This window comes from Candidatus Paceibacterota bacterium (genome assembly GCA_035530615.1).
GTDB lineage: Bacteria > Actinomycetota > Actinomycetes > Nanopelagicales > Nanopelagicaceae > QYPT01.
Map to the genome: position 1 here is coordinate 407,736 of DATKUL010000001.1, position 23,698 is coordinate 431,433.

Annotated in this window: 24 protein-coding genes; 13 read left to right on the top strand and 11 right to left on the bottom strand. The window is 51.0% G+C overall.

All coding sequences use genetic code 11. The annotated features are described in order from the left end of the window. The first annotated feature begins 157 nt into the window (after window positions 1-157). Complete coding sequence (locus VMW30_02160; GenBank protein ID HUW87171.1) at window positions 158-1,084, top strand: aldo/keto reductase; 927 nt, start codon at window positions 158-160, stop codon at window positions 1,082-1,084. On the opposite strand, the gene VMW30_02165 is transcribed toward VMW30_02160, so the two are convergent. From VMW30_02165 to VMW30_02185, 5 genes are all read right to left on the bottom strand, one after another. Then, window positions 1,074-1,865: an FAD:protein FMN transferase gene (locus VMW30_02165; protein ID HUW87172.1), complete on the bottom strand. Its 792-nt coding sequence runs from the start codon at window positions 1,863-1,865 to the stop codon at window positions 1,074-1,076. The two genes, VMW30_02160 and VMW30_02165, sit on opposite strands and share 11 nt — an antisense overlap. Beyond that, window positions 1,862-2,560, bottom strand: a complete 699-nt coding sequence (locus VMW30_02170; GenBank protein ID HUW87173.1) for an FMN-binding protein — start codon at window positions 2,558-2,560, stop codon at window positions 1,862-1,864. Before VMW30_02170 ends, VMW30_02165 begins: the two co-directional genes overlap by 4 nt. 120 nt (window positions 2,561-2,680) lie before the next feature. Next, window positions 2,681-4,036, bottom strand: coding sequence for a ferredoxin reductase family protein (locus tag VMW30_02175; GenBank protein HUW87174.1), 1,356 nt, complete (start codon window positions 4,034-4,036; stop codon window positions 2,681-2,683). 100 nt (window positions 4,037-4,136) lie between these two features. Continuing rightward, the gene (locus tag VMW30_02180; GenBank protein ID HUW87175.1) at window positions 4,137-4,778 is read right to left on the bottom strand and encodes an RES family NAD+ phosphorylase; all 642 of its coding nucleotides are present in this window, start codon (window positions 4,776-4,778) and stop codon (window positions 4,137-4,139) included. 1 nt (window position 4,779) lies between these two features. Then, window positions 4,780-5,343, bottom strand: a complete 564-nt coding sequence (locus tag VMW30_02185; protein HUW87176.1) for a hypothetical protein — start codon at window positions 5,341-5,343, stop codon at window positions 4,780-4,782. A 117-nt stretch (window positions 5,344-5,460) separates the two neighbouring features. Between VMW30_02185 and VMW30_02190 the strand changes: the two genes are divergently transcribed. Continuing rightward, entirely contained in the window at window positions 5,461-6,423 is a 963-nt protein-coding gene (locus VMW30_02190) for a GDP-mannose 4,6-dehydratase (GenBank protein HUW87177.1), read from the top strand. Here the strand turns inward: VMW30_02190 and VMW30_02195 are convergent. From VMW30_02195 to VMW30_02210, 4 genes are all read right to left on the bottom strand, one after another. Beyond that, window positions 6,420-7,658, bottom strand: a complete 1,239-nt coding sequence (locus tag VMW30_02195) for a nucleotide sugar dehydrogenase (GenBank protein HUW87178.1) — start codon at window positions 7,656-7,658, stop codon at window positions 6,420-6,422. The genes VMW30_02190 and VMW30_02195 overlap by 4 nt on opposite strands. A gap of 10 nt (window positions 7,659-7,668) precedes the next feature. Continuing rightward, a complete protein-coding gene (locus VMW30_02200) occupies window positions 7,669-9,498 on the bottom strand; it encodes an O-antigen ligase family protein (protein ID HUW87179.1) in 1,830 nt (609 codons plus the stop codon). Between the two features lie 173 nt (window positions 9,499-9,671). Beyond that, entirely contained in the window at window positions 9,672-11,546 is a 1,875-nt protein-coding gene (locus VMW30_02205) for a hypothetical protein (protein HUW87180.1), read from the bottom strand. Next, the gene (locus tag VMW30_02210) at window positions 11,546-12,970 is read right to left on the bottom strand and encodes an RNA polymerase sigma factor (GenBank protein HUW87181.1); all 1,425 of its coding nucleotides are present in this window, start codon (window positions 12,968-12,970) and stop codon (window positions 11,546-11,548) included. Before VMW30_02210 ends, VMW30_02205 begins: the two co-directional genes overlap by 1 nt. Window positions 12,971-13,260: 290 nt before the next feature. On the opposite strand from VMW30_02210, the gene VMW30_02215 reads away from it, so the two are divergent. The 4 genes from VMW30_02215 to VMW30_02230 all read left to right on the top strand — a co-directional run bounded on the left by VMW30_02215 (window position 13,261) and on the right by VMW30_02230 (window position 15,369). Beyond that, on the top strand, window positions 13,261-13,554 hold the full coding sequence (locus tag VMW30_02215) for a helix-turn-helix domain-containing protein (protein ID HUW87182.1): 294 nt from the start codon (window positions 13,261-13,263) through the stop codon (window positions 13,552-13,554). After that, window positions 13,551-14,765, top strand: coding sequence for a type II toxin-antitoxin system HipA family toxin (locus VMW30_02220; GenBank protein ID HUW87183.1), 1,215 nt, complete (start codon window positions 13,551-13,553; stop codon window positions 14,763-14,765). The genes VMW30_02215 and VMW30_02220 overlap by 4 nt, the downstream gene beginning before the upstream one ends. Window positions 14,766-14,848: 83 nt before the next feature. Then, entirely contained in the window at window positions 14,849-15,094 is a 246-nt protein-coding gene (locus tag VMW30_02225; protein ID HUW87184.1) for a hypothetical protein, read from the top strand. Further along, window positions 15,091-15,369: a type II toxin-antitoxin system RelE/ParE family toxin gene (locus tag VMW30_02230; protein HUW87185.1), complete on the top strand. Its 279-nt coding sequence runs from the start codon at window positions 15,091-15,093 to the stop codon at window positions 15,367-15,369. The genes VMW30_02225 and VMW30_02230 overlap by 4 nt, the downstream gene beginning before the upstream one ends. Before the next feature lie 21 nt (window positions 15,370-15,390). Here the strand turns inward: VMW30_02230 and VMW30_02235 are convergent, their stop codons facing one another. Further along, entirely contained in the window at window positions 15,391-17,631 is a 2,241-nt protein-coding gene (locus VMW30_02235) for a hypothetical protein (protein HUW87186.1), read from the bottom strand. 93 nt (window positions 17,632-17,724) lie between these two features. On the opposite strand from VMW30_02235, the gene VMW30_02240 reads away from it, so the two are divergent. The 5 genes from VMW30_02240 to VMW30_02260 are packed head-to-tail and all read left to right on the top strand — an operon-like array spanning window position 17,725 to window position 22,449. Next, window positions 17,725-18,312, top strand: coding sequence for a 2-oxoacid:acceptor oxidoreductase family protein (locus VMW30_02240; protein ID HUW87187.1), 588 nt, complete (start codon window positions 17,725-17,727; stop codon window positions 18,310-18,312). Beyond that, the gene (locus VMW30_02245) at window positions 18,305-19,495 is read left to right on the top strand and encodes a transketolase C-terminal domain-containing protein (protein ID HUW87188.1); all 1,191 of its coding nucleotides are present in this window, start codon (window positions 18,305-18,307) and stop codon (window positions 19,493-19,495) included. The genes VMW30_02240 and VMW30_02245 overlap by 8 nt, the downstream gene beginning before the upstream one ends. Next, window positions 19,492-20,499, top strand: coding sequence for a thiamine pyrophosphate-dependent enzyme (locus VMW30_02250; GenBank protein ID HUW87189.1), 1,008 nt, complete (start codon window positions 19,492-19,494; stop codon window positions 20,497-20,499). Before VMW30_02245 ends, VMW30_02250 begins: the two co-directional genes overlap by 4 nt. After that, on the top strand, window positions 20,499-22,121 hold the full coding sequence (locus VMW30_02255; GenBank protein HUW87190.1) for an NAD(P)-binding protein: 1,623 nt from the start codon (window positions 20,499-20,501) through the stop codon (window positions 22,119-22,121). Before VMW30_02250 ends, VMW30_02255 begins: the two co-directional genes overlap by 1 nt. 1 nt (window position 22,122) lies before the next feature. Continuing rightward, on the top strand, window positions 22,123-22,449 hold the full coding sequence (locus VMW30_02260) for a NifB/NifX family molybdenum-iron cluster-binding protein (GenBank protein HUW87191.1): 327 nt from the start codon (window positions 22,123-22,125) through the stop codon (window positions 22,447-22,449). On the opposite strand, the gene VMW30_02265 is transcribed toward VMW30_02260, so the two are convergent. Then, entirely contained in the window at window positions 22,431-22,865 is a 435-nt protein-coding gene (locus tag VMW30_02265) for a hypothetical protein (GenBank protein ID HUW87192.1), read from the bottom strand. The genes VMW30_02260 and VMW30_02265 overlap by 19 nt on opposite strands. Before the next feature lie 103 nt (window positions 22,866-22,968). Between VMW30_02265 and VMW30_02270 the strand changes: the two genes are divergently transcribed. Both VMW30_02270 and VMW30_02275 read left to right on the top strand, forming a co-directional pair. Further along, window positions 22,969-23,253: a type II toxin-antitoxin system prevent-host-death family antitoxin gene (locus VMW30_02270; protein ID HUW87193.1), complete on the top strand. Its 285-nt coding sequence runs from the start codon at window positions 22,969-22,971 to the stop codon at window positions 23,251-23,253. Next, window positions 23,250-23,636: a type II toxin-antitoxin system VapC family toxin gene (locus VMW30_02275; protein HUW87194.1), complete on the top strand. Its 387-nt coding sequence runs from the start codon at window positions 23,250-23,252 to the stop codon at window positions 23,634-23,636. Before VMW30_02270 ends, VMW30_02275 begins: the two co-directional genes overlap by 4 nt. Window positions 23,637-23,698 lie beyond the last annotated feature (62 nt).

Consider the following 23,698-nt stretch of genomic DNA (forward strand, 5'->3'; position numbering starts at 1 on the left):
AAGCAAGTTGAAGAATACAAGGAGTGGCGTGAGGACCACTTTTCGACAAGTCAGCGAAGTGCGAGCGTGAATTACCATATGAATGTTCTCGGTGCGCTGGAAGAGTGTGGGACGCTCTCATTTCGCGCACGATCCCATTCTGCCTTACGGTAAGCCAATGATTACTATCCCTCAGACATCGCTATCCGTCTTTCCACTCTGTCTAGGCGGAAACGTCTTTGGATGGAGTGCCGATGAAGAAGAGTCCTTTAAAGTCCTTGATGCTTTTGTAAAGGTAGGCGGCAATTTTATAGATACCGCGGATGTGTACTCCGAATGGAAAGAGGGAAATGAGGGTGGTGAGAGCGAGAAAATCATTGGGAATTGGATGAAAAAGCGGGGAAATCGCGGCTCCGTTGTTATCGCCACAAAAGTGGCAAAGTTTTCAAAGCGTCCGGGATTGTCAGCAAAGAATATTCTCAGCGCCTGCGACGATTCGTTGAAAAGACTACAAGTGGATCACATTGATCTGTACTACGCACATGAAGATGACACAAAGACGCCTATGGGAGAGAGCCTCGAGGCATTTACTAAGTTAGTTGAAGCAGGAAAAGTCAGATACATCGCCTCTTCGAACTTCTCAGCCCCTCGATTGGCGCAGTCCTTGAAGATAAGCAAAGAGAATGGATTCGCCTCATACATTGGCGCTCAGAATATGTACAACCTTCTCGACCGTAAAGATTATGAAGAGTCAGTGGCAGAGGTTATTTCTAAGAATGAGCTCTCATGTATTCCGTTCTATGGTCTTGCGCGTGGATTCCTCAGTGGTAAGTACAGCCCGGGAGTTGACGTGGACTCCGTGAGAAGTAAAGGCGTAGTTAAGTATCAAGATGATCGTGGATGGAAAACGCTCGACGCGCTTCGCGAAATTTCCAAGGAGTACAGATGCTCAGTAGCCGCTGTTGCTTTGGCCTGGCTACGTGCCCAACCCACCGTGAGTACTCCGATTGCGAGCGCGCGAACTGTTGAGCAGTTGGAAGAAATTACTCAGATCGTCGAACTTTCAACAGAGGAGATTGTTCGGTTGAGTCAGATTACGGCTTGAGCGACTCAGGTCCTACGCTCCACGCAATGTCGTCGTGACGATCCACCACCCACGCGGAGTATTGGGCTAACTCTGGTTGCGAAAACCAGATCGCTCCATCGCGGCCCTCGACCATTAATGCGGTTGCCAATGCATCAGCCAGAGCAGCATCTGGACCTAGAACAGTCGCGGAACGAGCACCAATGGCAATAAGTCCCGAGTGCGGATCAAGAATATGGGCGCCTCGCTCATACGTTCCACTTGTCGCGATCGCCCCATCCATTATTTCGAAGACCTGTACGACCTCCTGGCGGTTCTCAGGATTCACCACCCCGATGGACCAAGGCTTCGTCTGCTTCCCATCGAAAAATCCGCCCCGCAGTGAGAGGTCGCCGGCAGCATTGATTTGAATATGTTCCGCACCGGCGCCTTGCAAAATCTGGGCGCACTTGTCAGCAGCCCATCCCTTTACAAGCCCAGATGGATCAAATCCACCCTCAACGGCCCAAGGGTCGAAGGCACCGTCGGTGAGATCACGTACCTCGATACAGCGATCCCAAACGTCTCGCACTTCAGCCGTAGTTTCTTCAATCTGGATTTCTTTGCGGCGTAATTGTGAAATGACGGAATCGTCTTTATAGGTAGAGAATAGGTCATCAACGTGCAAAACAAACTTTCCGAGAGCATCCATTCCTTCCTGAAGGGAGGATTCGTCTACTCGTCCGGACGAAGCGTCAACAAAAAGCGTGGTCCCCCATACTTCGATCTCGCTTCTTAAATGTGCCACACCTGATGATGTCACAGACCAGCTTTAGCCAGCGCCACCTGAAGTGAGGTGTACCAGCCGTAGGAGGTATACGAAGCCCCGGACACTCCTTGAATATTTGCGGACTGGGCAGCCAGTGTCTGTTGGCGAAGAAAAGGGACTGCCTTTCGTGTGAATCGATCACTTCGCCCCGTAGGTGCTTGAAGCGCGTGCGCATCAGTAATCTTTCCATTAACAACGGTAATCTCCACTTGGACCGTTCCGAAGCTAACAAAAACGGAAGAGCCGACAAAAGTGCCATTTACCGTATTAGCCGTCGGTGTAGGCGCTGCACTCTTTGTGACCACTGGCGTTGGTGCTGGAGTCGTTGATTGCGAACTGGCCGTATTCGCTGGTGTTGTAGAAGCGACTTTCCTTGTTGGAGTTGCGGTGGTCTTCTTCGTTGCAACCGATACTTTGGGAGTTGCTGCCGTTGTTTTCTTTTTGACAGTTGACTTGGGAGTTACCGATGCAGATGAAGCGGACGCGCTCACAACTGCGGATGTAGCTTGAGGAACTACTGCCTTCGTTGTTTGTGAACTAGCCGTACTTGCCGTCGCAGTGCTTGCCGCACTGTTGAGACTGCTAGAAAGATTCGTCATACCCGGCGAACCTAACTCTGGCGGCGTAATCGAGAGAACTGCCCCCAGTCCTCCGACCGTACCGCCGACTATAAGCAGCGCCCGCTTCATTCTGACCCCCTGGAAAAAGAACCACTTGCACGTACAAACAAACTCTCTAACACCAACCTGAGAGAGTCCTGAAACCGAACCGAGCGGATTATGCGACTTTCTGCTTCGTGAATCATGAAATTAGGCCGAGTGGAAAGCGAAGGCTTCATCATGGAAGCGGTTCATGGGGATTCCGGCATCCTTTGCAGCCTGTCGAACGGTCTCGACCAGCGGGGCCGGCCCGCAAATGTAGATATCTGAATCGGCGAAGAGCGGGATCATCTTCAGCAAAGCATCTGCGTTCATTGGGTGCTCTTTGCGAGAGCCCACCAAATAGTGAATACGCACCGCTTCTTCTGAGTGGGCTGCCAAATAATCCAATTCTTGACGAAATACCAGATCTTCTTCCCGAGAGGCGCGAAAAATAACGTCCATCTGCACTCCGCCGCGGAACTCTTCCATGATCGCACGGATCGGAGTGATGCCAACTCCGCCGCCAATCAGTACCACGTGACGCCGCGAAGATCTCCCTGCAGTAAATGCGCCATAAGGACCTTCAACAAGTACGCGAGTTCCCGGCTTCAAGTATGCAAGAGAACGGGAATGATCTCCCAAATCCTTCACAGTAATTCGCATAAGGTGTTCGGTCGGTGCCGCCGATAATGAGTAGGGGTGCGAAATCATGAGGTGATTACGTGCAAGAAAACGCCAACCAAAGAACTGTCCGCCCTCTGCCGCCAATTTGTGCAACTTGCGACCACGCATAATGATGGAGATGACGCCAGGACCTTCGACAACAATGCGGCTAACTTTCAAGTTGTGGCGAATAGAGCGTGCGACTGGAATTCCTATCCGCCAGGTGATGACACTTAGTCCCATAAAGAAATAGAGGCCGGTCCAGTATGCACGGTTAAGGGGATGACCGATGAACATAGGGCCATTCAAAACCTGATGCATAAAGGAGAGTGCGATAGCAAGATAGGTGTAGACGTGAATCATCCACCACGTTTCATAACTCATTTTTGCACGTGCTTTTTTGTACGAAGTCACTCCCGCAATGATCATCAAAATAAATGCACCTAGTGCGGCCCACATCCATGGATACTCAGTGAAGAAGCTCCACAGTTGTCGGTAGAGCGGAATGTGATCTTGACCCGCATAGCCAATGGTCACAAAGAGAACGTGGAACCCCACGAGGAAGAGCGAGTAAGGACCGAGTTTGCGATGCCACGTGATGAGTCGGTCGTGACCAACTCCTTGCTCGATCCACGGAATACGAGAAACGAGAAGAATTCCCAAAAGTGCGAAGTATGTTCCAACCAATGCGCACAATCGTGAAAAAGAACTGATTGCGGCATAGACCGAATTGATATCGGATTTGCTCAACGTGGTGATCTGAATTGCGATTGTGAGTCCCAGGCCAAGGCCGGTTATCAGTGCTGCCCAATCCACCCCAAGACCTTTTGCTCGAGTTGGTTGAACCAGTCCCTTTGCCATGCCCGAAGATAACCCTATAAACCTGGGAGTTAGGTGAGAAGCATCTGGATGCTCTCGGAGAGTGTGCCCATCTTCAGGGAGTACATCCAGGGGTTAAACGTTAAGGGATGAAGGGCGTTATCACGACGTCTTTCGGGATTTCCAAAACAGAGATCCCTGCATTTCGAAGTTCATCAAGAAGTTGCAGATCCGATCTGAGAGCTGCACGAGTTGTTTGCCACCCACGCACACTCTTAGCAGTTCCGGATTTCCCGAAGACTCCTACATTTCGGGCTAGACCACTTGGGTCGTGTCGCAACAGCGCGATTACTCCGCCGAGCTTCGCTGCGTGGAATGCGAGAGCCCAGGCTTGAGCTCTGGTGTAGTCCTCGCCCGAGAAGTCATCTAAGGTGACGCCGAAACTCATGGCTCCTCGATCAGCCATATCCGCAAACCGGATATTTGCGGTCCCAGTTGCCGTCAGCAATGTTCTGCAATCAATATCAGTGCCATTTACGATATGTGCGCCTCGAAATGTCTCACTCCACGCGCCAAATTTCTCAGTGGAGAAGTAGCAGGTCCCATGAGGCTCCGGTAGGTCAAACCTCCCAGATCGTGGTGCCCCGATACTTGAGAAGTACCAACCGGATCGAATTCCGGGAGTCGAGGAGACATGTTTGAAGAGACGGTATAACGGCGAGTTCGAAGCGAGTTTGGTCTTTGGAAACCCCCTCACACTAAAGGGTGGTTTAGTGCTCGTCACTTCAGGCGCTTAAAGATTGCGCCCAATGACGAGCAATCGACATCACCTGCTCCACGTTGCCTTGGTGAAGGGCCTCGATGGGCGCGGTGTCCCCAAGTTCCTTTTCTTTGGAAACCAGCCAGGAGGCAAGGGTCCAACGCGAAAGTAAATCCTCGGGAAGTTGCGCTAGAACCTCATCCAGGCCTTTGACCACAGTGCGATCTCTAAACTGAAATGATGGATAAACCACGCGCTTCGAGCCGGTCGTGAGTGCGAGCAAATTCTTGCGCTTACTGACGGCCTGGCGAGACAAGGGCTTACCGCTTCGGGAAAGTAAGTTTCGGACACCCTCGACGTCGTAAAAAGTCCCCAGGTGCTCCTGCCATGTCCTTGAGGCATCTATGACTTTTTCAGCGGTCTCACGCGCGAATCGTTGGGTGTCTTCTATCCGGTCAATTTGCTGGCCTTGAGGGTCAAGCAGGTGCAACTCTCTAGCGAGTAGTTTTATGAAATATTCAACGCCATCAGACTCTAGGCGTGCCTGAGTTGTACTCGCTGTAACGTACGTTGCTGCTTTAGTGGGCATGATGACCTCCGTCAACCTTGTCAACCATTATAGTACGCGTTTCGTCAACCTTGTCAACCATTCATTTGCCACATGAATTGCGGAATTCAACTAACCCTCATCCATTAGGGTGGGCTCATGCGTGTTTTGATCACCGGAGGGGCCGGATTTATCGGTTCGCACCTCACAGACCGCCTTATTTCAGATGGCCATGACGTAACCGTCCTGGACAACCTCGAGACCGGGCGGATCGAGAATCTCGCCGATGCCAGCACGTCGGGTCGGCTCACCTTTATCGAAGGTTCCGTCCTTGACGCCGAGGTGGTCGAGAAGCAGGTGGGTGAGGTCGATTTTATTTATCACCTCGCAGCCGCGGTCGGCGTATTTAACATCCTCGAGCGGCCACTCGCCAGCTTGATGACGAATCTTCGAGGCACAGAGATCGTTCTGGATGCAGCACTCAAATATTCGCGCCCAATCCTTGTGGCAAGCAGCAGCGAGGTTTACGGAAAAAATACTTCTGACTCTCTCCACGAAGACGACAACAGAATTCTTGGCTCGCCTCTCATGATCCGCTGGTCTTATAGCCAGGCGAAGGCGATTGATGAAACCCTCGCTTACGCCTACTGGGAAGAGAAGAAACTTCCAACGAGAATTGTCCGCTTCTTCAACACCGTTGGCCCCCGCCAACTTGGCGCCTATGGCATGGTCGTCCCCCGCTTTGTTGCAGCGGCGCTCGACAATGAAGAGATTACGATATACGGGGATGGCAATCAGACCCGATGCTTCGGTCACGTTGCCGACATTATTGATGCGCTCATATCTGTTGCAAATTCTGAGAAGACAATCGGCACTGTGGTCAATATCGGAAATGATGAAGAGATTTCAATCATCGATCTGGCCAAGAAAATCATTGATATGACAGAGTCCAAGAGTAAAATTGTCTATCTCTCATACGCCGATGCCTACAAATCTGGGTTTGAGGATATGGAACGTCGCGTGCCCAATATCCAACGGATTAAGAAACTAACTGGATGGGCACCGACTCGAAATTTAGAGACCATCATCCGCGATGTCGCCGATCACCTTCGATCGAATTAGAGTCGAACTACATTCTCTAAATCTTTAAAAGTTCCGGTGCAATCAAGGATCGGAATTCCTCGCGCAGCGATCACTTCCACATGCATGCCTGGTTGAGCCGTTGCAACGACAGCCACATCGCACTTCCACGTGAGATCCACAGGACGCGAACCCTCCCAATCAGGAACAAGTGGATCGTGCCAGGCCACTATGTATCCATGAGCAATGAGATCGTCACGAAGTGCAGTGACAGGAGTCTCACGAATATCTTTGACGCCTGGCTTATATGCGACGCCAAGAATCAACACCCTTTTCTTTCCGTTGCTCTCGCCCGCGAGTTCGCGGACCCGCTTTGAAACATAGAGAGGCATTCCCAAATTGATCTCATCGGAATGTTCAATAATCGAAGCTTGGCGACCATTTCTCTCGGCCCACCACGACAAATACATGGGATCAACCGGAATGCAGTGTCCACCAACGCCCACGCTAGGGGTAAATTTCATAAAGCCATACGGCTTTGTAGCAGCAGCCTCGATCACCTCATGGACGTTGATATTTTGGACTGAGCAGAGTTGAGTCAACTGATTGACAAGGGCAATATTGACCAATCTAAAAGTGTTCTCCAACAGCTTTGCAGTCTCTGCTATTTCAGGAGACGAGACTTCCACAACCTCATCGCAAATGGTGCGATAAAAATCAACCGCAAGTCTTGTCGAATGCTCGTCAATGCCGCCCACAAGCCTTGGCGTGTTTTTCTGATGCCATTTAACATCCCCAGGATTGACTCGCTCTGGCGCCACCGCCAAAAAGACCTCTACATCGCCCGATGACTTTCCAGCCACAATCAAAGGCGCGATGAACTCCCTCAACGTGCCAGGAAATGAAGTGGATTCATTAATGACCAATGTCCCACTTGTAAGGTGTGGCGCAATATCGGTGACCGCCCTCTCCAAAATACCAAGGTCGGGCTGTCTCGCATCATCTAACGGTGTTGGCACGCAAATGATGACGACTGATGCTTCCTTCACATCGGCAGCAGAATTCGAAATCCGATAGGCACCACTTGCCAGCACAGATTGAACCTCCGACGAAGGCACATCTTCAACGGGGCTGACCCCCGCGGCTATGCCTGTAAATTTTGAAGGAGAATTCTCAACCCCAACAACCTTCCAACCACCTGCGATGGCGGCCATCGCCAGCGGAAGTCCCACATACCCTTGACCGATAATGGCAATCGTTTTACTACGCTGCGACATGAGGAAAACCCTATCCTTTTATAAGAGCAGCGGCCGCAAGATCTTCGCCACTTCCGGGTGCCAATTGAGCTATCCTTTCCGCCATGACCTTCGCCTTCGTAACATCCTGAAGGGCAAGGTAATCCCGCACGATTTCGAGCATATTTTTGGCGTTCCATGGATCCATTCCAATGACACGCAGCCGGTAAGGGATGGCTAATTCATACTTCTCTGACATTTCGTATGCCGAGGCCGTGAGAAGGTTCCCTAAAAAAGATTTTTGATCCTCCTCCAAGACCACCTTCGTGAATCTCAATGCCTGGTCAGGGTCGGAAATGCGAAGGGAAAGGTCTGCGAGCGAAGTGAGGGTCTGAGAATTCTTTGGAAAACCATTGGCCACGTCATTTAGCCGTGTTACATACTGCTCTTTAGTTAGACCATCGCCGTTTCCAGAGAGCCTATAGATGGATCCCGATGTGCGGATGATTGGCACCATAAGAGTGAGCGTCGCAATCACAAGAACCAACGAAGCAATCGGCGCTATGTATGAAGAATTGTCCTGCTTGGGTTGACGAGCCGATTTACCTTTACCCTTCTTACTCTTATTGGATAAAACCATCTCCGGCTCACGAGAGTGAGTGATCGCATAAAGTGCCCCTCCGGATATCCAGAACCAGATTGTGACACCCAAGTTATCAATCGAAATCAAAGAGACTAGTAGCAGGGCAATCCAGATCGAGAAAAGTGCCGCGATTTCAATCTGCTCGCGTGCTGAAGAGGATTTTATAGCTTTCAATGCCGTCCAGAAGATGAGAGCCAGAAGAAAAAGGTAGGGAATGATTACTAGCAAGCCACCAGTTGCGAGCAATTGAAGAAAGACATTGTGTGCATTATCCGTATTTACTCCCTGCACCACTTGCACTTGTGGAGCGTACTGAGGGTAATTCTCTGCAAACCGTTCTAGTCCCAGGCCAAAGAAAGGATGGGATTTGAACATACTCAAAGCCGCGCGCCAATAATCCACACGATTGGTCAGGGATGCTCTGTAGACGAAAGTTGCGAGTGGTCCATGGTTTACAACCCCGAGAAATACCAGCACGCCTCCAATGAAAACTCCTATGGTGGCAATAACTCCGAGTCGCCTCTGATATTGCCAGATTCGAACGAGCACCACGATGCTCGTTCCTATGGCGAAGGCGACAAGGCCCTGAAGAGAGCCGGAGCGTTTTACTACGAAAAGTTCCAAGAGAAGAAGGACGCCGGCACCAACTCTATATTTCATTTCATTCTTTACGAGCAAAAACCAGACCGTGGCGATGGCAGCGACACCAACGAGCGCAGAGAAAAAGTCGGGATTTCCTACGGTGCCGACTACTGGACTGTATAGATGAGTCCACCTGAACGGATCGTGCCCCGTAGTTTGCAGCAGACCATAAATGGTGGATAATATCCCCACAATCAATAGAGATGTTCGTAATTGGTTCAAACTCTTAAAATCAAAACAAATCATTGCTGCAAACGAAATAACCGCTAGTGCGATATACGTAAACGCTCCATTATTGCGATGGGTTCCACCAAAGAACGCGGTGTAACGTACGTCAGTCAAAATTGCAGCTACGATCATCGATAAAACCACTGCAAGCAGCGCCCATTGGGCAGGTTCGAATTTTCTTGACCGATCGTAGAAAATGGCCACCGCAAGGCTTCCGAATATCCAGGCAGAGAGTGTGAGAACCACAAACAGCTTGGGCAAGTTCATTGGGTCGTCTAGTGGAAACCAGAAAGCAAAAGTCGCCATTAACCCAGTAATGAGAACACGTCGGCGCATCTGTTGTGATTGATCCTGCGAAAGTGAAATCACTTGCCAACCCCATCCCGTGTCTGCCTAAGAGTGGACTCTAACAATCATTGTCGGAATTCTCCGCTATTTGAAAGGTCATAAGAAAGCCGAAACCCGACCCCTACCGAAGCAGGAGCCGGGTCTCGGTTCTAGTTAGTTAAGTACTAACCCGAGGGAGTCCCTCGATTTAGGCCTTATTTCTTTGCGAGGATCTTCTTGATCAAGTTAGCGATCGTCGTCAACTGCGCGCGTACTGAAGCGAGCAAGCTGTCGACACGGAGACCAAGAGCAACAACTGCAGCAGTTGCGGCATCAGCGGACTCTTGGGCAGCTACTGCAGCAGCAGTTGCTTCCTGAGCGGCTGTGGTAGCGGCATCTGCAGCATCTGCTGCGTAGTTAGCTGCATCAGTTGCGGCGTTAGCTGCATCTGTTGCTGCATCAGAACCTGGGTTTGTTACATCGAATGTCGCTGTAACAGTTCCCTTTGTGGTGCTATCAGTAGAAGCACCTTCAGTACCAGTTACTGTAACTGATGCTGTCGCAACAGGTGCATAAAGGGTGTACGTAGCAACGCCGCCCGCAAATACAACTGAAGCTGTTGGAAGGGTTCCGGTAAGTGCAATGTTGCTGGTAACGCCGGTTGAAGAGAACGTTGTTGCATATGTTCCGTCTCCAACGGCAGTTCCATCTGAACCCTTAGCTGTAACGGTTAGAACGACCTTCTCGCCTGCTGCATATGACGCTTTATCAGTCGACATTGTCAGCGTTCCGATGGTGGTCTTTCCAACTGTAACCGTGAAGGTTGTTGAAACTGTTGGTGAAGTCGCCGCATTGCCAATGGTGATAACAGAAGTACCAACTGCAACACCAGTAACAATTACGTTAGTACCACTGATCGAAACGGTAGCTACCGAAGTGGTAGCACTTGTTGCGTAGTAAGTACCAACTGAAGCAGCAACTCCAGCAGCATCCTTGCCAGTGATAGCTACGGTGTCGGTTGATCCGATACCAATAACTGTCTTAACAGGTGTTGCGGTGAAGGAAGCAAGCGCTCCTGAGAAGGTAACCGTCTCAGTTGAGATTACGGTTGTTCCGATAGCAACTGTGATGGTCGCAACGCCTGAGGTTCCGTCAGAGAAAACGCCAATAACGTTCTGTCCAGCAGTACCTGTGAGTGCGCGGCCGGTTGCAGTCTGAGCAGCAACACCAGCTACGTCACTGATTGCCAAACTTCCTGGTCCAGAAATTGAAACAGAGAGAATGGCAGTAGACGTTAGGTCTGTGCCGGCAGCGTTCTTTGGGGTTACAACGATTGAAGCAGCCTGAGCTGTCGCGTTGATAGTCATTGCAGCAGCAACGGTTGCGTCAGAAGTGGCTGCGGTGGCTTCGCCCGCGTTCAAGAACGAGGTTGAAGCAGCGGCAGTTGCAGCGCCAACATCGGCAACTGTGACAGTCCAGGTCTGAGCTGTTGAGTTAAGTGGCTGTGTGGCGTCAGCTGCATCAGTTGGGGTGAACTTAATTACATAAGTTCCAGCCTTGGTTGGTGTAAATGTTGCCGTTGCCGTACCACTTGTGAACAAGCTGTTCGCATTGTTTCCAACTGAAAACTTGTTGGTGCCAATGTTTGAGCCTGAGTTGGTTCCAGAACTGAAGGTAAATGCTGGAAGCTCTGAAATTGTTGCACCAGATGGTGTACTTACGAAGCTAGCTGTAACTGACATGGATTCTGCTGCTGCTCCGGCAAGGAATGACTGGGTAAGAGTCACGGCTGTGACTGCCGTACCCACGGTTCCTGTGGAAGCTGCTGAAGATAGTGTCAAGGAATCTGCTTGGAAGACGTGAACCGCCGCAGATGATGGCACTACAGACAATAGACCGAAGCCCATTGCAGCAACAGCAACAAGCGCTACGCGCTTGATTGTTGTCTTTGTAGACATTTGTGTCCTTTCGATTGTCGCTACTGAGACGTTCTCAATAGCGGCTTTTCGATGCATCGCACGTGCTGATGCATCAAATCCCCCACCGTGTATCCGGACTCGGCGGGGAAAACTAGATGGAAGGGAGATCATTATGGCGTCCCTCCCTTTCCTGATTCAGTGACTTGGATGGCTTGGGCAAGGATTTGAGTCTTGCCGGCAGTGAGAAGAAGGCGTGTTGTAATGGTCTTCGGGGCTGCAGACAAATCATATCCGTTTCCGCTTGTTGCCAAAAGAAAGTCTGACTTCACGGCCGAATCGATGACCATTGTCACAGTCATGAGGTACTGACCATTGGCTAGGCGCTCAGTATAGGTAGTGCTGGACGCCACATTTAACGAGGTCCAGGTGCCATCAATACCTGCAGCTGGTGCTACGGAATAACTAGTGCCAGTCCCATCGACAGTGATCGATTGTGCGAGAAGAATATTTGGACCGCCGCTCAACGTCATCGCCTGGTTGCTCAGCACAATTCCGGCATCAGTGAGTATTGGCGCATCTTTGCCAACAAAGAGGCTGCCAATCTGACCCAGTGAATCAGTGATAGTGAATCCTGTAGGAATGCCGTACTTATCCAGTCCTGGAAATGAAATTCGGGCCGCTTTAACTGCAAAACCACTGACCAGTCCATTGACCTTTTTGTTTGGAGTCGAAGCGACTGCCAAAGGCGTCTGTGAAGCAGGACTCTCTTTCGTTGGCGTCGAAACTCCAGGAGTAGGTTCTGAAGGAGTAAGAGGTGCATCGATCGCAGATGATGCTCCGGCAACTGGACCAGATGCAATCTGGGTGTTGGAGGCAGGGATAAGAGATCCTTCATTGCCTGTCATTGAATTGAATCCGAGGAAGGCTGTAATGACAAGGACGAGAGAAAGCGCGGCCTTGGAAGACTTCTTCGCGATCTCTGACGTCTTTCGGTAGGTGGTGGAGAGAAGATCCAGGGCGGTGAGGCCACGCTCTTCATCCAGAACCAGCTCGGAGAGAATCCGACGCAGCGATGCTCGAGCGCGAGAAACAGTGTGGCGAACTGCGGAGGTCTTGATTCCAAGTTCGGCGGCGATCTCTTCAGTGGAGCGGCCTTCAACTTCCCACATGACTAGAGCAGCGCGCTCTGCAGGAGAGAGAAGAGCAAGTGCCTGGCGAATAATCGCCGCATCCTCGGCTGCACTCATGGCGACTGAGTGATCCCCGTCGTTCTGCCAGGTGGCCTCGACCTCTGCAGCCACATCATCGAGAAGGACGAGGTTGGGACGGCGACCTTCCATGCGGAAGAGGTCAATGCAGAGGTTTTCGATGGTGCGGTGCAGATAAGAAAGTGCGTGCTCTGTTGACTCCAACTCAGGAGCGGCGAGCATGAATTTGATCAAGGCATCTTGAGTGATTTCCTCTGCCTTGGCTGAGTCTTTGAGGACACGATTTGCGTGAACGAGTAACTCCGAGCGGTGCTCTGTGTAGAAAGCACCGAGTTGGGCAACAGTCCAGACCATCGGACTTGCCTCAACAACGGACCTTTTCGCCACTTGAATATCCTTCGTAACCGGTTTGTGGTGCAGAGGTAACCGTCGTTGCCTCTACTTGCTACTACGAATCTAACGGTAGATTGTCGCGGAGGCTGGACAAAACGGACATTCCGCCAAGTTCTTAAGGAACTCACACGTTTAGGCACAACTTTGCCGATCCCTGTACTGAAGTTGAGCCGTAACCGTCAATAATGCATTATGACGCAGATTTGCGAAAAAAGTCACGACCTAGCCTGCTATTTCACGAGAATCTGCGCTATCATGCAGAAATTGAATGTTTGGAGGCAGATATGGGAGAAAAAAAGGCTAATCTGCGCATTAACGCAGATACTAATCCAAGCCTAGGAAGTTCAATCCGCTCTCGGAGACGTGTCCTTAACCTGACGCAGGAAAATCTTTCTGACATTTCTGGAGTGAGTCTGCGTTTGGTGCACGAGATTGAGCACGGGAAAGATGTAGTTCAACTCGCTACTCTCATCAAGATACTTTCCTGCCTTGGACTGCATCTACAACTCTCCATTGGAGCTGCCGATGCCGTCACCATTGACCCGGCCATTGCTGCGTTAGGGCACGGTGAGAAATGAGTTCGAAGGGTCTGGCCGAACTTCGCAAAGTAGATAGAGCCGACGTTTATAAACAAGGGCGCCATGCCGCCACATTGACGCGCACACCAGATGGGGTCACGTTTGAATATCTATCCACGTGGATCAGCCAAGGTGGTCCGGCAATCGCTAGCACCTTGCCGGTTTCCGATATTGCCCAGGTTCGACCTGGCGGAGGAGTACCTGCCTATTTTTCTGGGCTTCTCCCCGAAGGAAGACGACTTGGTGCTCTTCGCAGAGAGATAAAAACAAGTGCAGATGACGAACTCTCACTCCTACTGGGAGTGGGAGGCGATGTCGTCGGCGATGTGCAGGTTCTACCCGAAGGCGCAAAACCTGGCGAGGTACCTCCTCGTATAGAAGTGAGTGATTTTTCCGAGATTAGTTTTACTCATTTGTTGGCGGAGCAAGGAATTCGAACCGAACGAGTCGGCATTGCAGGATTTCAAGACAAGGTTAGCGCGGCCGTTCTCAACTTGCCCGTCGCCCAACGTGGTGCTCGATTTATTCTTAAACTCAATCCGCCAGAATTTCCGCATGTCGTCGAAAATGAAGCATTTTTTTTACGCGCCGCAAAACTAAGTGGTTTAAATTCCGCCTCTGCCCGAATAGTTAGCGACGCAGATGGAATGTCCGCACTTCTGGTCACACGATTTGATCGTGTGACAACCCGCGAAGGGGGACCAACTACTCTGGCAATGGAAGATGCGAGCCAGGCCCTTGGTAGGCCACCTGCCGATAAGTATCTAATTTCTTGCGAGGATGCATTCAGAGCCCTGTCGAACCTCTGCCTTGCTCCACGTCCAGCTGCGCGCATCTTCATAACCCAACTCGTCTTTGCCTATCTGACAGGGAATGGCGATGCGCACGCGAAAAACTTTTCCGTCTTGCAACTCCCCACTGGAGAGTGGCAGCCATCGCCGGCCTACGATCTTCCATCCACCTACTTCTATGGGGACAGCTCAATGGCAATGACCATAGGGGGAAAATCTACCGATCTCGACGGAAGTGATTTTGTCGGACTCGGTGATCACTTGGGATTACCAGAGCGAGCAGTTCGACGCGTTATCAACGACATAAGTGATCGGGTGGACCTATGGCTTCCGCTTAGAAACGAGCTGCCTTTTCCCATCGCGAATACCGCCAAATTTGTCAGACTCGTTAATTATCGACGCAAGAGGCTCAAGGACTAGGAATCCACCTGAGAGGAGCCCTCAAGTTTTAGGCACAACCATGTATACATGTTGAATTACTACAAATGTAGTAAGGTACTTTCATGAGTATGCCGGTAAGACTTGATAAAGAAACGTATGAACGCGCCAAAGCTGAAGCGGCAATAGAGCATCGCACGATTGCCGGCCAGGTTGAGTATTGGGCCAAGGTTGGTCGCACGGCGATAGATAACCCCGACCTGCCTATAGATTTCATCATTGATGTTCTCGCTGCACTGGCAGAACCGGCGTCAGAGAAGGTTCAACTTGTGCGGCGTGTAGAGCCATCGGAAATTCAGGAAAATAGTTGATCTATTCGGAGATTTTTTCCCATCGCTTTCTCCGTTCCTACAAGCGATTACACCCCAACCAACTCCGCGCAATCCATGAAGCCCTCGAAAAAATCCTCCATGAACCCACAATTGGTAAACCGAAGAAGGGTGATCTGGCTGAACTCCTCGTATATAAATTCCATGTCACCGGAGGAGAATTCTTAATTGCCTACACGGTTAATGAATTAGTGGCACGGGTGACCTTCGAAGCAGTGGGCCCGTATGAAAACTTTTATCGCGATCTAAAGCGATAAAAAACTTAGTGGAGTAAGTCGCTATTTGATCCGATAGGTCTTACTAAAGACAATCTTCTTGGCAATGGAGACAATCACAATATAGAGGCCCGGTTTCAGGGTGTTTTTCCCGATTTTAGCCTTTGACCCGTTGATGGTCACCGTGGCCGCGGCTCCGGTGACGGAGACCGTGAGGACGCGTTTGAGGATGTTGACCTTGACGATGGGGTTGGTTCCCGGCTGAGCGGTCGGGGTGGTGGTTGGCTTAGGGGTCGGCTTGGGGGTGGGTTTGGCAGTGGGCTTTGGGGTCGGGCCGGAGGGGACCAAGACTTGGATGGTGAAGGTCCTTTTCGCCCCGGCCAGGGTGGATGTGGGGGCTTGAGTGGCGGTGATTTTGGCGATCCCGATCCCGACCACTTGAATCACCGAACCGGCAAATTTCACCACGGATAAATTAGCGGACTCATAACTCCACGGCGCAGTTGATGTCGAAGTAGGCGGAAGAATTTTCGGAATCGCTGACCCATAAACAATTTTAAGATTGGCAAAGTCGCCAGCAACGGAGCTCTCTTTGCCGGTTATCGTTGTTTGGACGGTATTGGATTGCGAATAGATTCCCGAAGGACTCTGCGTTGCACTCAGAGTTGAAACTCCAACTCCAACGATCACAACGGCGCCATCTTTTACAATTGCGACTTTCTTATTTGACGATGAGTACGTCCACGTGCCACTCGAATCCGAGGTCGGTGGCTTGATCACGATTGGATCCTCGCTCACTCCACCATCGATTGGCGCGAAAGCACCTAGCGTCGGAATGTCTCCGTTGACGTGAACATTTATCGTTGCGGTTCCTGATTGCCAGAAAGATGTGGCGGCTTGCGTCGCAGTAATAATTGCCTTACCGGCACTCTTTACTTTGGCGACATCCCCCACAACTGCAACCACATCGGGGCGATCTGAAGAGAAAGTCCATGTGCCAGGTGAGGACGATGATGGCGGCGTTAAAGTGAAATCCGGGTCTCTTACGACTTTTTCAAGGTCACTCCACGTTCCAAGAGTGGGCGTCCCGACGACCGTGAAATTCATCGAAACTGGTTCGGATGGACCGTACGTACTCGTGGCAGCTTGCGTCGCGGTAATTTTAGTGACGCCTGGGTTGAGCATTGTGATCGTCGTGCCATTGATCGTTGCCACAGTTGGATCGGAAGAAATAAAAGTCCATGCACCGAGCGAACTAGATGTAGGTGAAGATAAAGTGACGGTGTGCGTCGTAGTTAAGTTGTAGGCAGTTGTTACATCCGGGAATGCGCCCACCGTTGGAAGGGCGCCTTGGATTGTCAGAGTCATCATCGCTGCCGCAGATGAAAAACCTCCGATCGGTGCTTGCGTAGCAGTAATAACGGTCGAACCAAATGCCAGCGGCGTGACGACATTTCCGACCAATCTGGCAACCGTTGAGTTTGAGGAGCTAAATGTCCAGGCACCCGGTGAGGATGAAGTCGGAGGGATGAGCGAAAGACTGGCGACACTGTCCTTCATAATTGTGATACTTCCGAAGGGACCGAGGGCAGGTTTGATCGCAATCACGGTGAGCGTCATAGGAACGGAAACTGAATTCCAATTCACTGACGCCCGTTGTGTCGCGGTAATAACTACCGTGCCCCCGTCCAACAAAGTCACCGTCTTGCCCGAGACCAGAGCAATCTGCGGATTTGAAGAGCTAAAAGACCAATCGGCATCCGAGGTGGATGTCGGCGCAGTGAGGGTGAAAGTTTTCGCAGTTATTTGCACGGACTGCGCGGGGAATACTCCAACTGTTGGAGTTCCGGCACTCACGCGGAGTTGAGTTGAACGCGAGCGTTCGGTAAACGTCCCAGATGCTGCCTGTGTCGCGGTAATCGTGGTTGTGCCAACAGAGTGAATTTGCGCAGTATCCCCCACGACCGTTGCAACGTTCGGGTTTGACGAGGTATAAGACCACGTACCAGGTGAGTTGGTTGTGGGATGAACGATCTGAACCGACGTCACTCCATACGTCGCTGAGATGACGGGGAATGGCCCGAAAACCGTGAAAGTTGCTTGCGCCAGCGGAGGAATCACAATAGTTATGAGTGCTAGCACTACCGAAACAATTACACCTCGGCGAATCCGTTGAATGAGTCCATCAGTAAAAGGTCGTGGAGTCAGGAAAGTTGATTTTCGCATAAGGGAATTATCCCCGTTGTCTCGTGAGTTTCGGGGATTTAGCCACGGCTCACCGATAACAACTGTGTTATGAATCATTATGAAGTTAATCGCAATTGCCTGTTCTGAGTTGCTTCCATCATGAAATAGGAGAAGGCTTCAAGAGTTCGACGGTGAACGGAGAGGCCACCAATGTTTCAAGTGCGTATTCATGGTCGTGGAGGACAGGGCGTTGTCACAGCCGCCGAACTTCTCGCGCAAGCTGCATTTTTTGAAGGTCGTCACGCTCAAGCGTTCCCGAGTTTTGGATCAGAACGAACGGGCGCACCAGTGGTCGCCTTTGCAAGAATTTCAGAGACCCCGATCAGGGTCCGCGAACCCGTAATGATGCCCGATGCGATCATTGTGCAGGATGAGACCCTTTTCCACGTCATTGATGTCCTTAATGGACTCTCCCCCACTGGGGTTGTCGTTATTAATACAACTCACACGCTTGCCGAACTTGGCTTGGGCGAATTTGCCTCGACCAAGATCCGCTTCGTCACGGTTCCGGCCGCCCAACTGGCAATGGAGCATCTGGGCAAACCCGTGCCAAATGCTGTTCTGTTGGGTGCATTCGCGGCCTTTACAAATGTGGTCTCCCTTGACGCAGTAACTCGCGCAATCTCAGCCAGGTTTAGCAACAAACTTGCAACGGGTAACTCGTCCGCAGCCACCGCTGCCTTCGAGATTGTTCGCTCGCAACTCACTCTAGAGCACGGAGAGCCAGCACATGCTTAAACAAGTCGAAGGGTCAAAAGCGGTGGCAGATGCAGTAGCTTGTTGCCGCCCCGAAGTTATCTGCGCATATCCAATATCTCCACAAACACATATAGTCGAGGGATTAAGCAAGTTGGTGAAAGAAGGCACACTCAAGAACTGCGAGTTTGTCAACGTCGAATCTGAATTTTCTGCCATGTCCGTCGCGATCGGCGCCAGTGCAACCGGCGCTCGCACGTACACAGCAACAGCCAGCCAAGGACTCCTCTACATGGTCGAAGCTGTATACAACGCCTCCGGTCTGGGATTGCCGATCGTTATGACAGTGGCCAATCGCGCCATCGGTGGACCAATAAATATTTGGAATGACCATAGCGATTCGATGTCACAACGCGACTCGGGCTGGATTCAGATGTATGCCGAAACCAACCAAGAAGCCGCTGATCTGCACGTTCAGGCTTTCAAAATCGCCGAGGAACTTTCACTACCCATCATGGTTTGTATGGACGGATTCATTCTTACCCACGCATCAGAGCAGGTGGACATCCCAGAGCAAGAACAAGTGGATGCTTATCTTCCACCATTCGTACCGCGTCAGATCTTGGACCCAAATAATCCAGTCTCAATTGGGGCGATGGTTGGACCCGAAGCTTTCACAGAAGTGCGTTACTTAATTCATGCGCGGACACTTCGTGCACTCGATGTAATTCCGAAGGCTTCTGAAGAATTTGAGAAAGTATTTCACCGCGAATCTGGCGGACTCGTCCGGCCCTATTTCTGCGAAGATGCTGAAACAGTTGTTGTCGCACTCGGCTCGGTCCTGGGAACAATTAAAGATGTTGTGGACGAGCAACGTAGTCGCGGAGTTTCCATCGGCGTGCTTGGCATCACCACATTTCGACCCTTTCCCTTCGCAGCAGTACGCGAAGCTATATCAAAGGCAAAGCGGGTTATTGTCGTTGAGAAGGCATTCCAAGTCGGAATCGGCGGGATCGTTTCAGAGAACATCAAGGAGTCACTCTCTGGTCTTGATATCACGTCTTACTCAGTGATTGCCGGACTCGGTGGACGTCCCATCCTCAAAACTTCGTTAGATACACTATTTAACAAAGGCGTCGCTGATGCTCTCGAACCACTGGTGTTCCTGGATCTAGAGAAGGAAGTAGTAGAGCGAGAGAGTATTCGCGAGGGGGCAATGTCATGACGACAACCCCCGTAAAGTTTTATCAGGTTGGCAGTTTCGCAGTCGGTAATCGACTCCTTCCGCCCGAGATGGGTTCAGTACAGTCCGATAGCGAACGTACCAATGCACTTACATCTGGGCACCGCGCATGCCAGGGATGCGGTGAAGCACTCGGAGCAAGGTATGCGCTCGATGCCGCGATGCGCGCGACCGATGGAAATCTAATCGCGGTCAATGCCACTGGGTGCTTAGAAGTCTTCTCTACTCCGTATCCAGAAAGTTCATGGAGAATTGCCTGGCTTCATTCCCTCTTTGGCAACGCCCCTGCAGTAGCCACAGGAGTCGCAGCTGCTCTTAAAGCAAAAGGCCGCACTGAGATCCGTGTGGTTGGACAAGGCGGAGATGGCGCAACCGTCGACATTGGTTTTGGTCCGCTCTCTGGAATGTTCGAGCGAAATGACGATGTCCTCTTTATTTGTTATGACAATGAGGCGTACATGAATACGGGCGTGCAGCGCTCAGGTGCCACACCACCAGCTGCGCGCACTGCCACAACTCAGGCTGTCGGAACCGAGCCGGGCAATGTTTTTGGCCAAGGTAAAAACCTTCCCCGCATTGCAATGGCTCATGAGATTCCCTACGTCGCAACAGCAACAGTCGCCGACCTACGAGATCTTGAAGCGAAAGTAACTCGCGCAATGCAGATTCGCGGTGCGCGATACCTTCATATTCTGGTTCCCTGCCCTCTCGGCTGGGGATCGGAATCCTGTGACACGATCCGCATTGCACGCCTGGCAACACAGAGCGGTCTCTTCCCCGTGTTTGAAGCAGAGCATGGGGAAGTCACCTCATCCACGCCCATTCGCCAACTAGCAAAAGTCGAGGAATATTTGAAATTACAGGGTCGCTATGCGCATCTGTTTAGACCAAATCGGAGAGATGACGTAATCGACCACCTGCAATCAATGGCGGACAAAAATATCCAGCGTTACAACTTGCTCCCAACCGATGGGGAGGCAAAGTAATGGAACAACCGTATGCAATCACACTTGGTGTTGAAACCAGCCTGGCAAATCACACTGGATCGTGGCGCGTAGAACGCCCTCAATATGTGAACTTGATGCCGCCCTGCAACAACGCATGTCCAGCAGGAGAGAACATTCAGAATTGGCTATACATCGCAGAAGATGGGTCGTATGAAGCCGCCTGGCGGGCGCTGGTTATTGAAAATCCCTTTCCGGCAATCATGGGTCGGGTTTGCTACCACCCCTGCCAAACCGTCTGCAGCCGTGCCCAGTTGGACGAAGCGGTCGGAATTAACTCGGTAGAACGCTTTCTCGGAGATCATGCCATTGAGAAAGGCTGGAGCATTCCTGTCACGGCCGAGCCAACGGGACGTCGCATTCTGATTGTTGGTGCGGGACCTGCGGGATTATCAGCTGCCTACCATCTTCGTCGACTTGGTCACGATGTCACCGTGCGGGATTCCATGAATGCTCCCGGCGGAATGATGCGCTACGGAATTCCAAAATATCGACTCCCGCGCGAAATATTGGATGCCGAAATCAAACGAATTGCGGATATGGGTGTTCGATTTGAAATGAATACTCGCCTCACAGATGTGCGAGACGCCATCGAAGAGGGATTTGATGCAGCTTTCCTGGCAGTAGGAGCGCACATCAGCAAACGCGCATATATTCCCGCCGGGGAGGCGGCTCGAATCCTGGATGCTATTTCAGTTCTGCACGATGTCGAAGATGGACAGGCCCCGCTGTTAGGTCGAAAGGTCGTTGTCTATGGCGGTGGAAATACCGCAATTGACGTCGCAAGAACGGCCAAGCGACTTGGCGCAGAAGAGTCGATCATTGTTTATCGACGCACGCGCGAAAAGGCGCCGGCCAACGACACAGAAATTAAAGAGGCCCTGGAAGAGGGCATCCTCATTAAATGGCTCTCTACTATTAAGCAGGCCGATGAGGGGCATCTCACGGTTGAAAAAATGAAGTTGGATGAGAAAGGATTCCCGCAACCCACAGGTGAATTCGAAGAATTAGAGGCCGATTCACTCGTTCTGGCTCTCGGTCAAGAATCTGATCTCACCCTTCTTCAAGGAGTCCCTGAACTTGAAGTTATCGACGGGGTAGTGAAAGTGGACTCCACGATGATGACCGGCTATCCGGGAATCTTCGCGGGTGGAGACATGGTGCCTGCCGAACGGACAGTGACCACGAGTATTGGCCATGGCAAGAAAGCCGCGCGCAACATTGATGCCTGGTTGCGCAAGATCGAATACCAAGGCGCGGAGAAACCGGCAGTCGTTGAATATAAAGATTTGAATCCTTGGTACTACTCAGATGCCCCTCACGCGGTACGCCCGCGATTAGAGGGCGCGCGACGCGCCACCAACTTTGATGAGGTCGTGCAAGGACTCGATGAATCTACGGCTCTCTATGAGGCGCGGCGTTGTATGTCTTGCGGAAACTGTTTTGAATGCGACAACTGTTTCGGGGTCTGCCCGGACAATGCCGTGATCAAACTCGGGCCTGGTAAAGGCTTTGAATTTAATCTCGATTACTGCAAGGGATGCGGTATCTGCGTCTCTGAATGCCCATCAGGATCCATCATCATGATTCCAGAGAAGAGTTGAAATGATCGTATGCGTACCAGTGACGAAGTCACACGATGTAGATCCACGTTGGGGAAGAGCAGATTGGGTGGCTCTGGCCGAGGTTGATGCAGGAGAGATAGTCGACTGGCGCGAGATCGAAGTCTCTTGGAGTACTTTGCATGATGAAGGTACCGATGGGTCACACCACGCACGCGTCGTAAAATTTCTTCGCGACAATAATGTCAACGTTGTTGTCTGTCACCACATGGGCGATGGCATGACGCGCATGCTAAAAACGATGGAAATACCTGTCCATCTCGGAGCAAGTGGAGATGCGAAAACCGCCATTCAAGTCGCTATTTCGTGAATCCCATATTTCTTATCCCACCACTCTCGCGCCAGAGCTAACAATTGTGGCTCGGTAAGCCTCGTAACATCGACATCTAAATTGTCCGCAACCTTCTTGGCCAACCCTGGATATTTCTTCTCAAAATAATCCATAAGGACGGGGTATGCACTTCCTTTTCCGTCGCCATGGGTAATAAGTAAAACTTCTTTCGCTGGCTCAAGTGCTTCGGCGATATTTTTTAGATAATCGACGGTATAAACATCGACGCCACGCATGTGATGAAACTGGGCCATACGGACATGGTGGTGACGCGTAAACGGATTGCGTGCTTTCACCTCATCATGCTCAGCGCCTCGTTCCAAATCTGGACCAAAGATTCGAGCTTCGTCCTGTGTAACAACTGCTACCGCAAACTGACCCGTGATATCTGACATGACATGCCTCCAGAGGAGATTGATAACTCAACCCTACCCTTCTGGGCTGATTGGTGGGGAGTCAGGGTGTAGCACAAAAATACTATTGTGCTACCTTTCTTCCATGAGTTCAGGTATCAAGCAAGTAGGAGTAAGGAAACTCCGCCAAGATGCCAGCGGAGTACTCCGGGAAGTAAAAGCTGGAGCATCGGTGGAAATCACCGAGCATGGTCGGCCCGTGGCTCGCATAATTCCGATCGTTGCTTCTCTCTGGGAGGACTACTTTGCCGCTGGCTTGGCGCTGCCATCCGCTATCGAAGATTGGCGCCCTAGTAAAAAAAGAATCAGAATCAAAGGCGGAAAAACCAGCACTCAGATCTTGATTGAGATGAGAGCGCAAGAAGATTGAATTGGTATCTAGATAGTTCGGCCATTCTCAAACTTATCTTCCAGGAAGACGAATCCAATGCTTTGGTTCGCACAATTACCGATCAATGCGTCACATCTAGCATCTCCCGCATTGAAGTTATTCGCATTGTGCAACGCACGAATCCAGGCAGTCTTGGCTTCGCCAGAGAAGAATTATCAAAACTGATTCTTGTACCTATTAGCGAAGCAGTTATTCGTATTGCCGAATCTTTCGCCGGTTTGACGACACTTAGATCCCTGGATGCTATCCACGTCGCAAGTGCCCTCTTAGTTCAAAACTCCATTGGAGGCTTAATCACCTACGACATGACGATGGCCCGAAATGCCAGAGAGTTGGGACTCGTTGTTCAATCCCCTGCCTAGATCACAGAGGAAAGAGTGATCTAAGCCCGGGACTGAAAGGTTGCTTATTTCTTGCCAAATAG

Excerpts from the sequence above, each read along its gene's own strand:
- VMW30_02160 (HUW87171.1), top strand. The coding sequence starts at position 158 with ATGATTACTATCCCTCAGACATCGCTATCCGTCTTTCCACTCTGTCTA.
- VMW30_02170 (HUW87173.1), bottom strand. The coding sequence starts at position 2,560 with ATGAAGCGGGCGCTGCTTATAGTCGGCGGTACGGTCGGAGGACTGGGG.
- VMW30_02175 (HUW87174.1), bottom strand. The coding sequence starts at position 4,036 with ATGGCAAAGGGACTGGTTCAACCAACTCGAGCAAAAGGTCTTGGGGTG.
- VMW30_02185 (HUW87176.1), bottom strand. The coding sequence starts at position 5,343 with ATGCCCACTAAAGCAGCAACGTACGTTACAGCGAGTACAACTCAGGCA.
- VMW30_02190 (HUW87177.1), top strand. The coding sequence starts at position 5,461 with ATGCGTGTTTTGATCACCGGAGGGGCCGGATTTATCGGTTCGCACCTC.
- VMW30_02195 (HUW87178.1), bottom strand. The coding sequence starts at position 7,658 with ATGTCGCAGCGTAGTAAAACGATTGCCATTATCGGTCAAGGGTATGTG.
- VMW30_02205 (HUW87180.1), bottom strand. The coding sequence starts at position 11,546 with ATGATCTCCCTTCCATCTAGTTTTCCCCGCCGAGTCCGGATACACGGT.
- VMW30_02215 (HUW87182.1), top strand. The coding sequence starts at position 13,261 with ATGGGAGAAAAAAAGGCTAATCTGCGCATTAACGCAGATACTAATCCA.
- VMW30_02220 (HUW87183.1), top strand. The coding sequence starts at position 13,551 with ATGAGTTCGAAGGGTCTGGCCGAACTTCGCAAAGTAGATAGAGCCGAC.
- VMW30_02225 (HUW87184.1), top strand. The coding sequence starts at position 14,849 with ATGAGTATGCCGGTAAGACTTGATAAAGAAACGTATGAACGCGCCAAA.
- VMW30_02235 (HUW87186.1), bottom strand. The coding sequence starts at position 17,631 with ATGATTCATAACACAGTTGTTATCGGTGAGCCGTGGCTAAATCCCCGA.
- VMW30_02240 (HUW87187.1), top strand. The coding sequence starts at position 17,725 with ATGTTTCAAGTGCGTATTCATGGTCGTGGAGGACAGGGCGTTGTCACA.
- VMW30_02245 (HUW87188.1), top strand. The coding sequence starts at position 18,305 with ATGCTTAAACAAGTCGAAGGGTCAAAAGCGGTGGCAGATGCAGTAGCT.
- VMW30_02250 (HUW87189.1), top strand. The coding sequence starts at position 19,492 with ATGACGACAACCCCCGTAAAGTTTTATCAGGTTGGCAGTTTCGCAGTC.
- VMW30_02255 (HUW87190.1), top strand. The coding sequence starts at position 20,499 with ATGGAACAACCGTATGCAATCACACTTGGTGTTGAAACCAGCCTGGCA.
- VMW30_02260 (HUW87191.1), top strand. The coding sequence starts at position 22,123 with ATGATCGTATGCGTACCAGTGACGAAGTCACACGATGTAGATCCACGT.
- VMW30_02265 (HUW87192.1), bottom strand. The coding sequence starts at position 22,865 with ATGTCAGATATCACGGGTCAGTTTGCGGTAGCAGTTGTTACACAGGAC.
- VMW30_02270 (HUW87193.1), top strand. The coding sequence starts at position 22,969 with ATGAGTTCAGGTATCAAGCAAGTAGGAGTAAGGAAACTCCGCCAAGAT.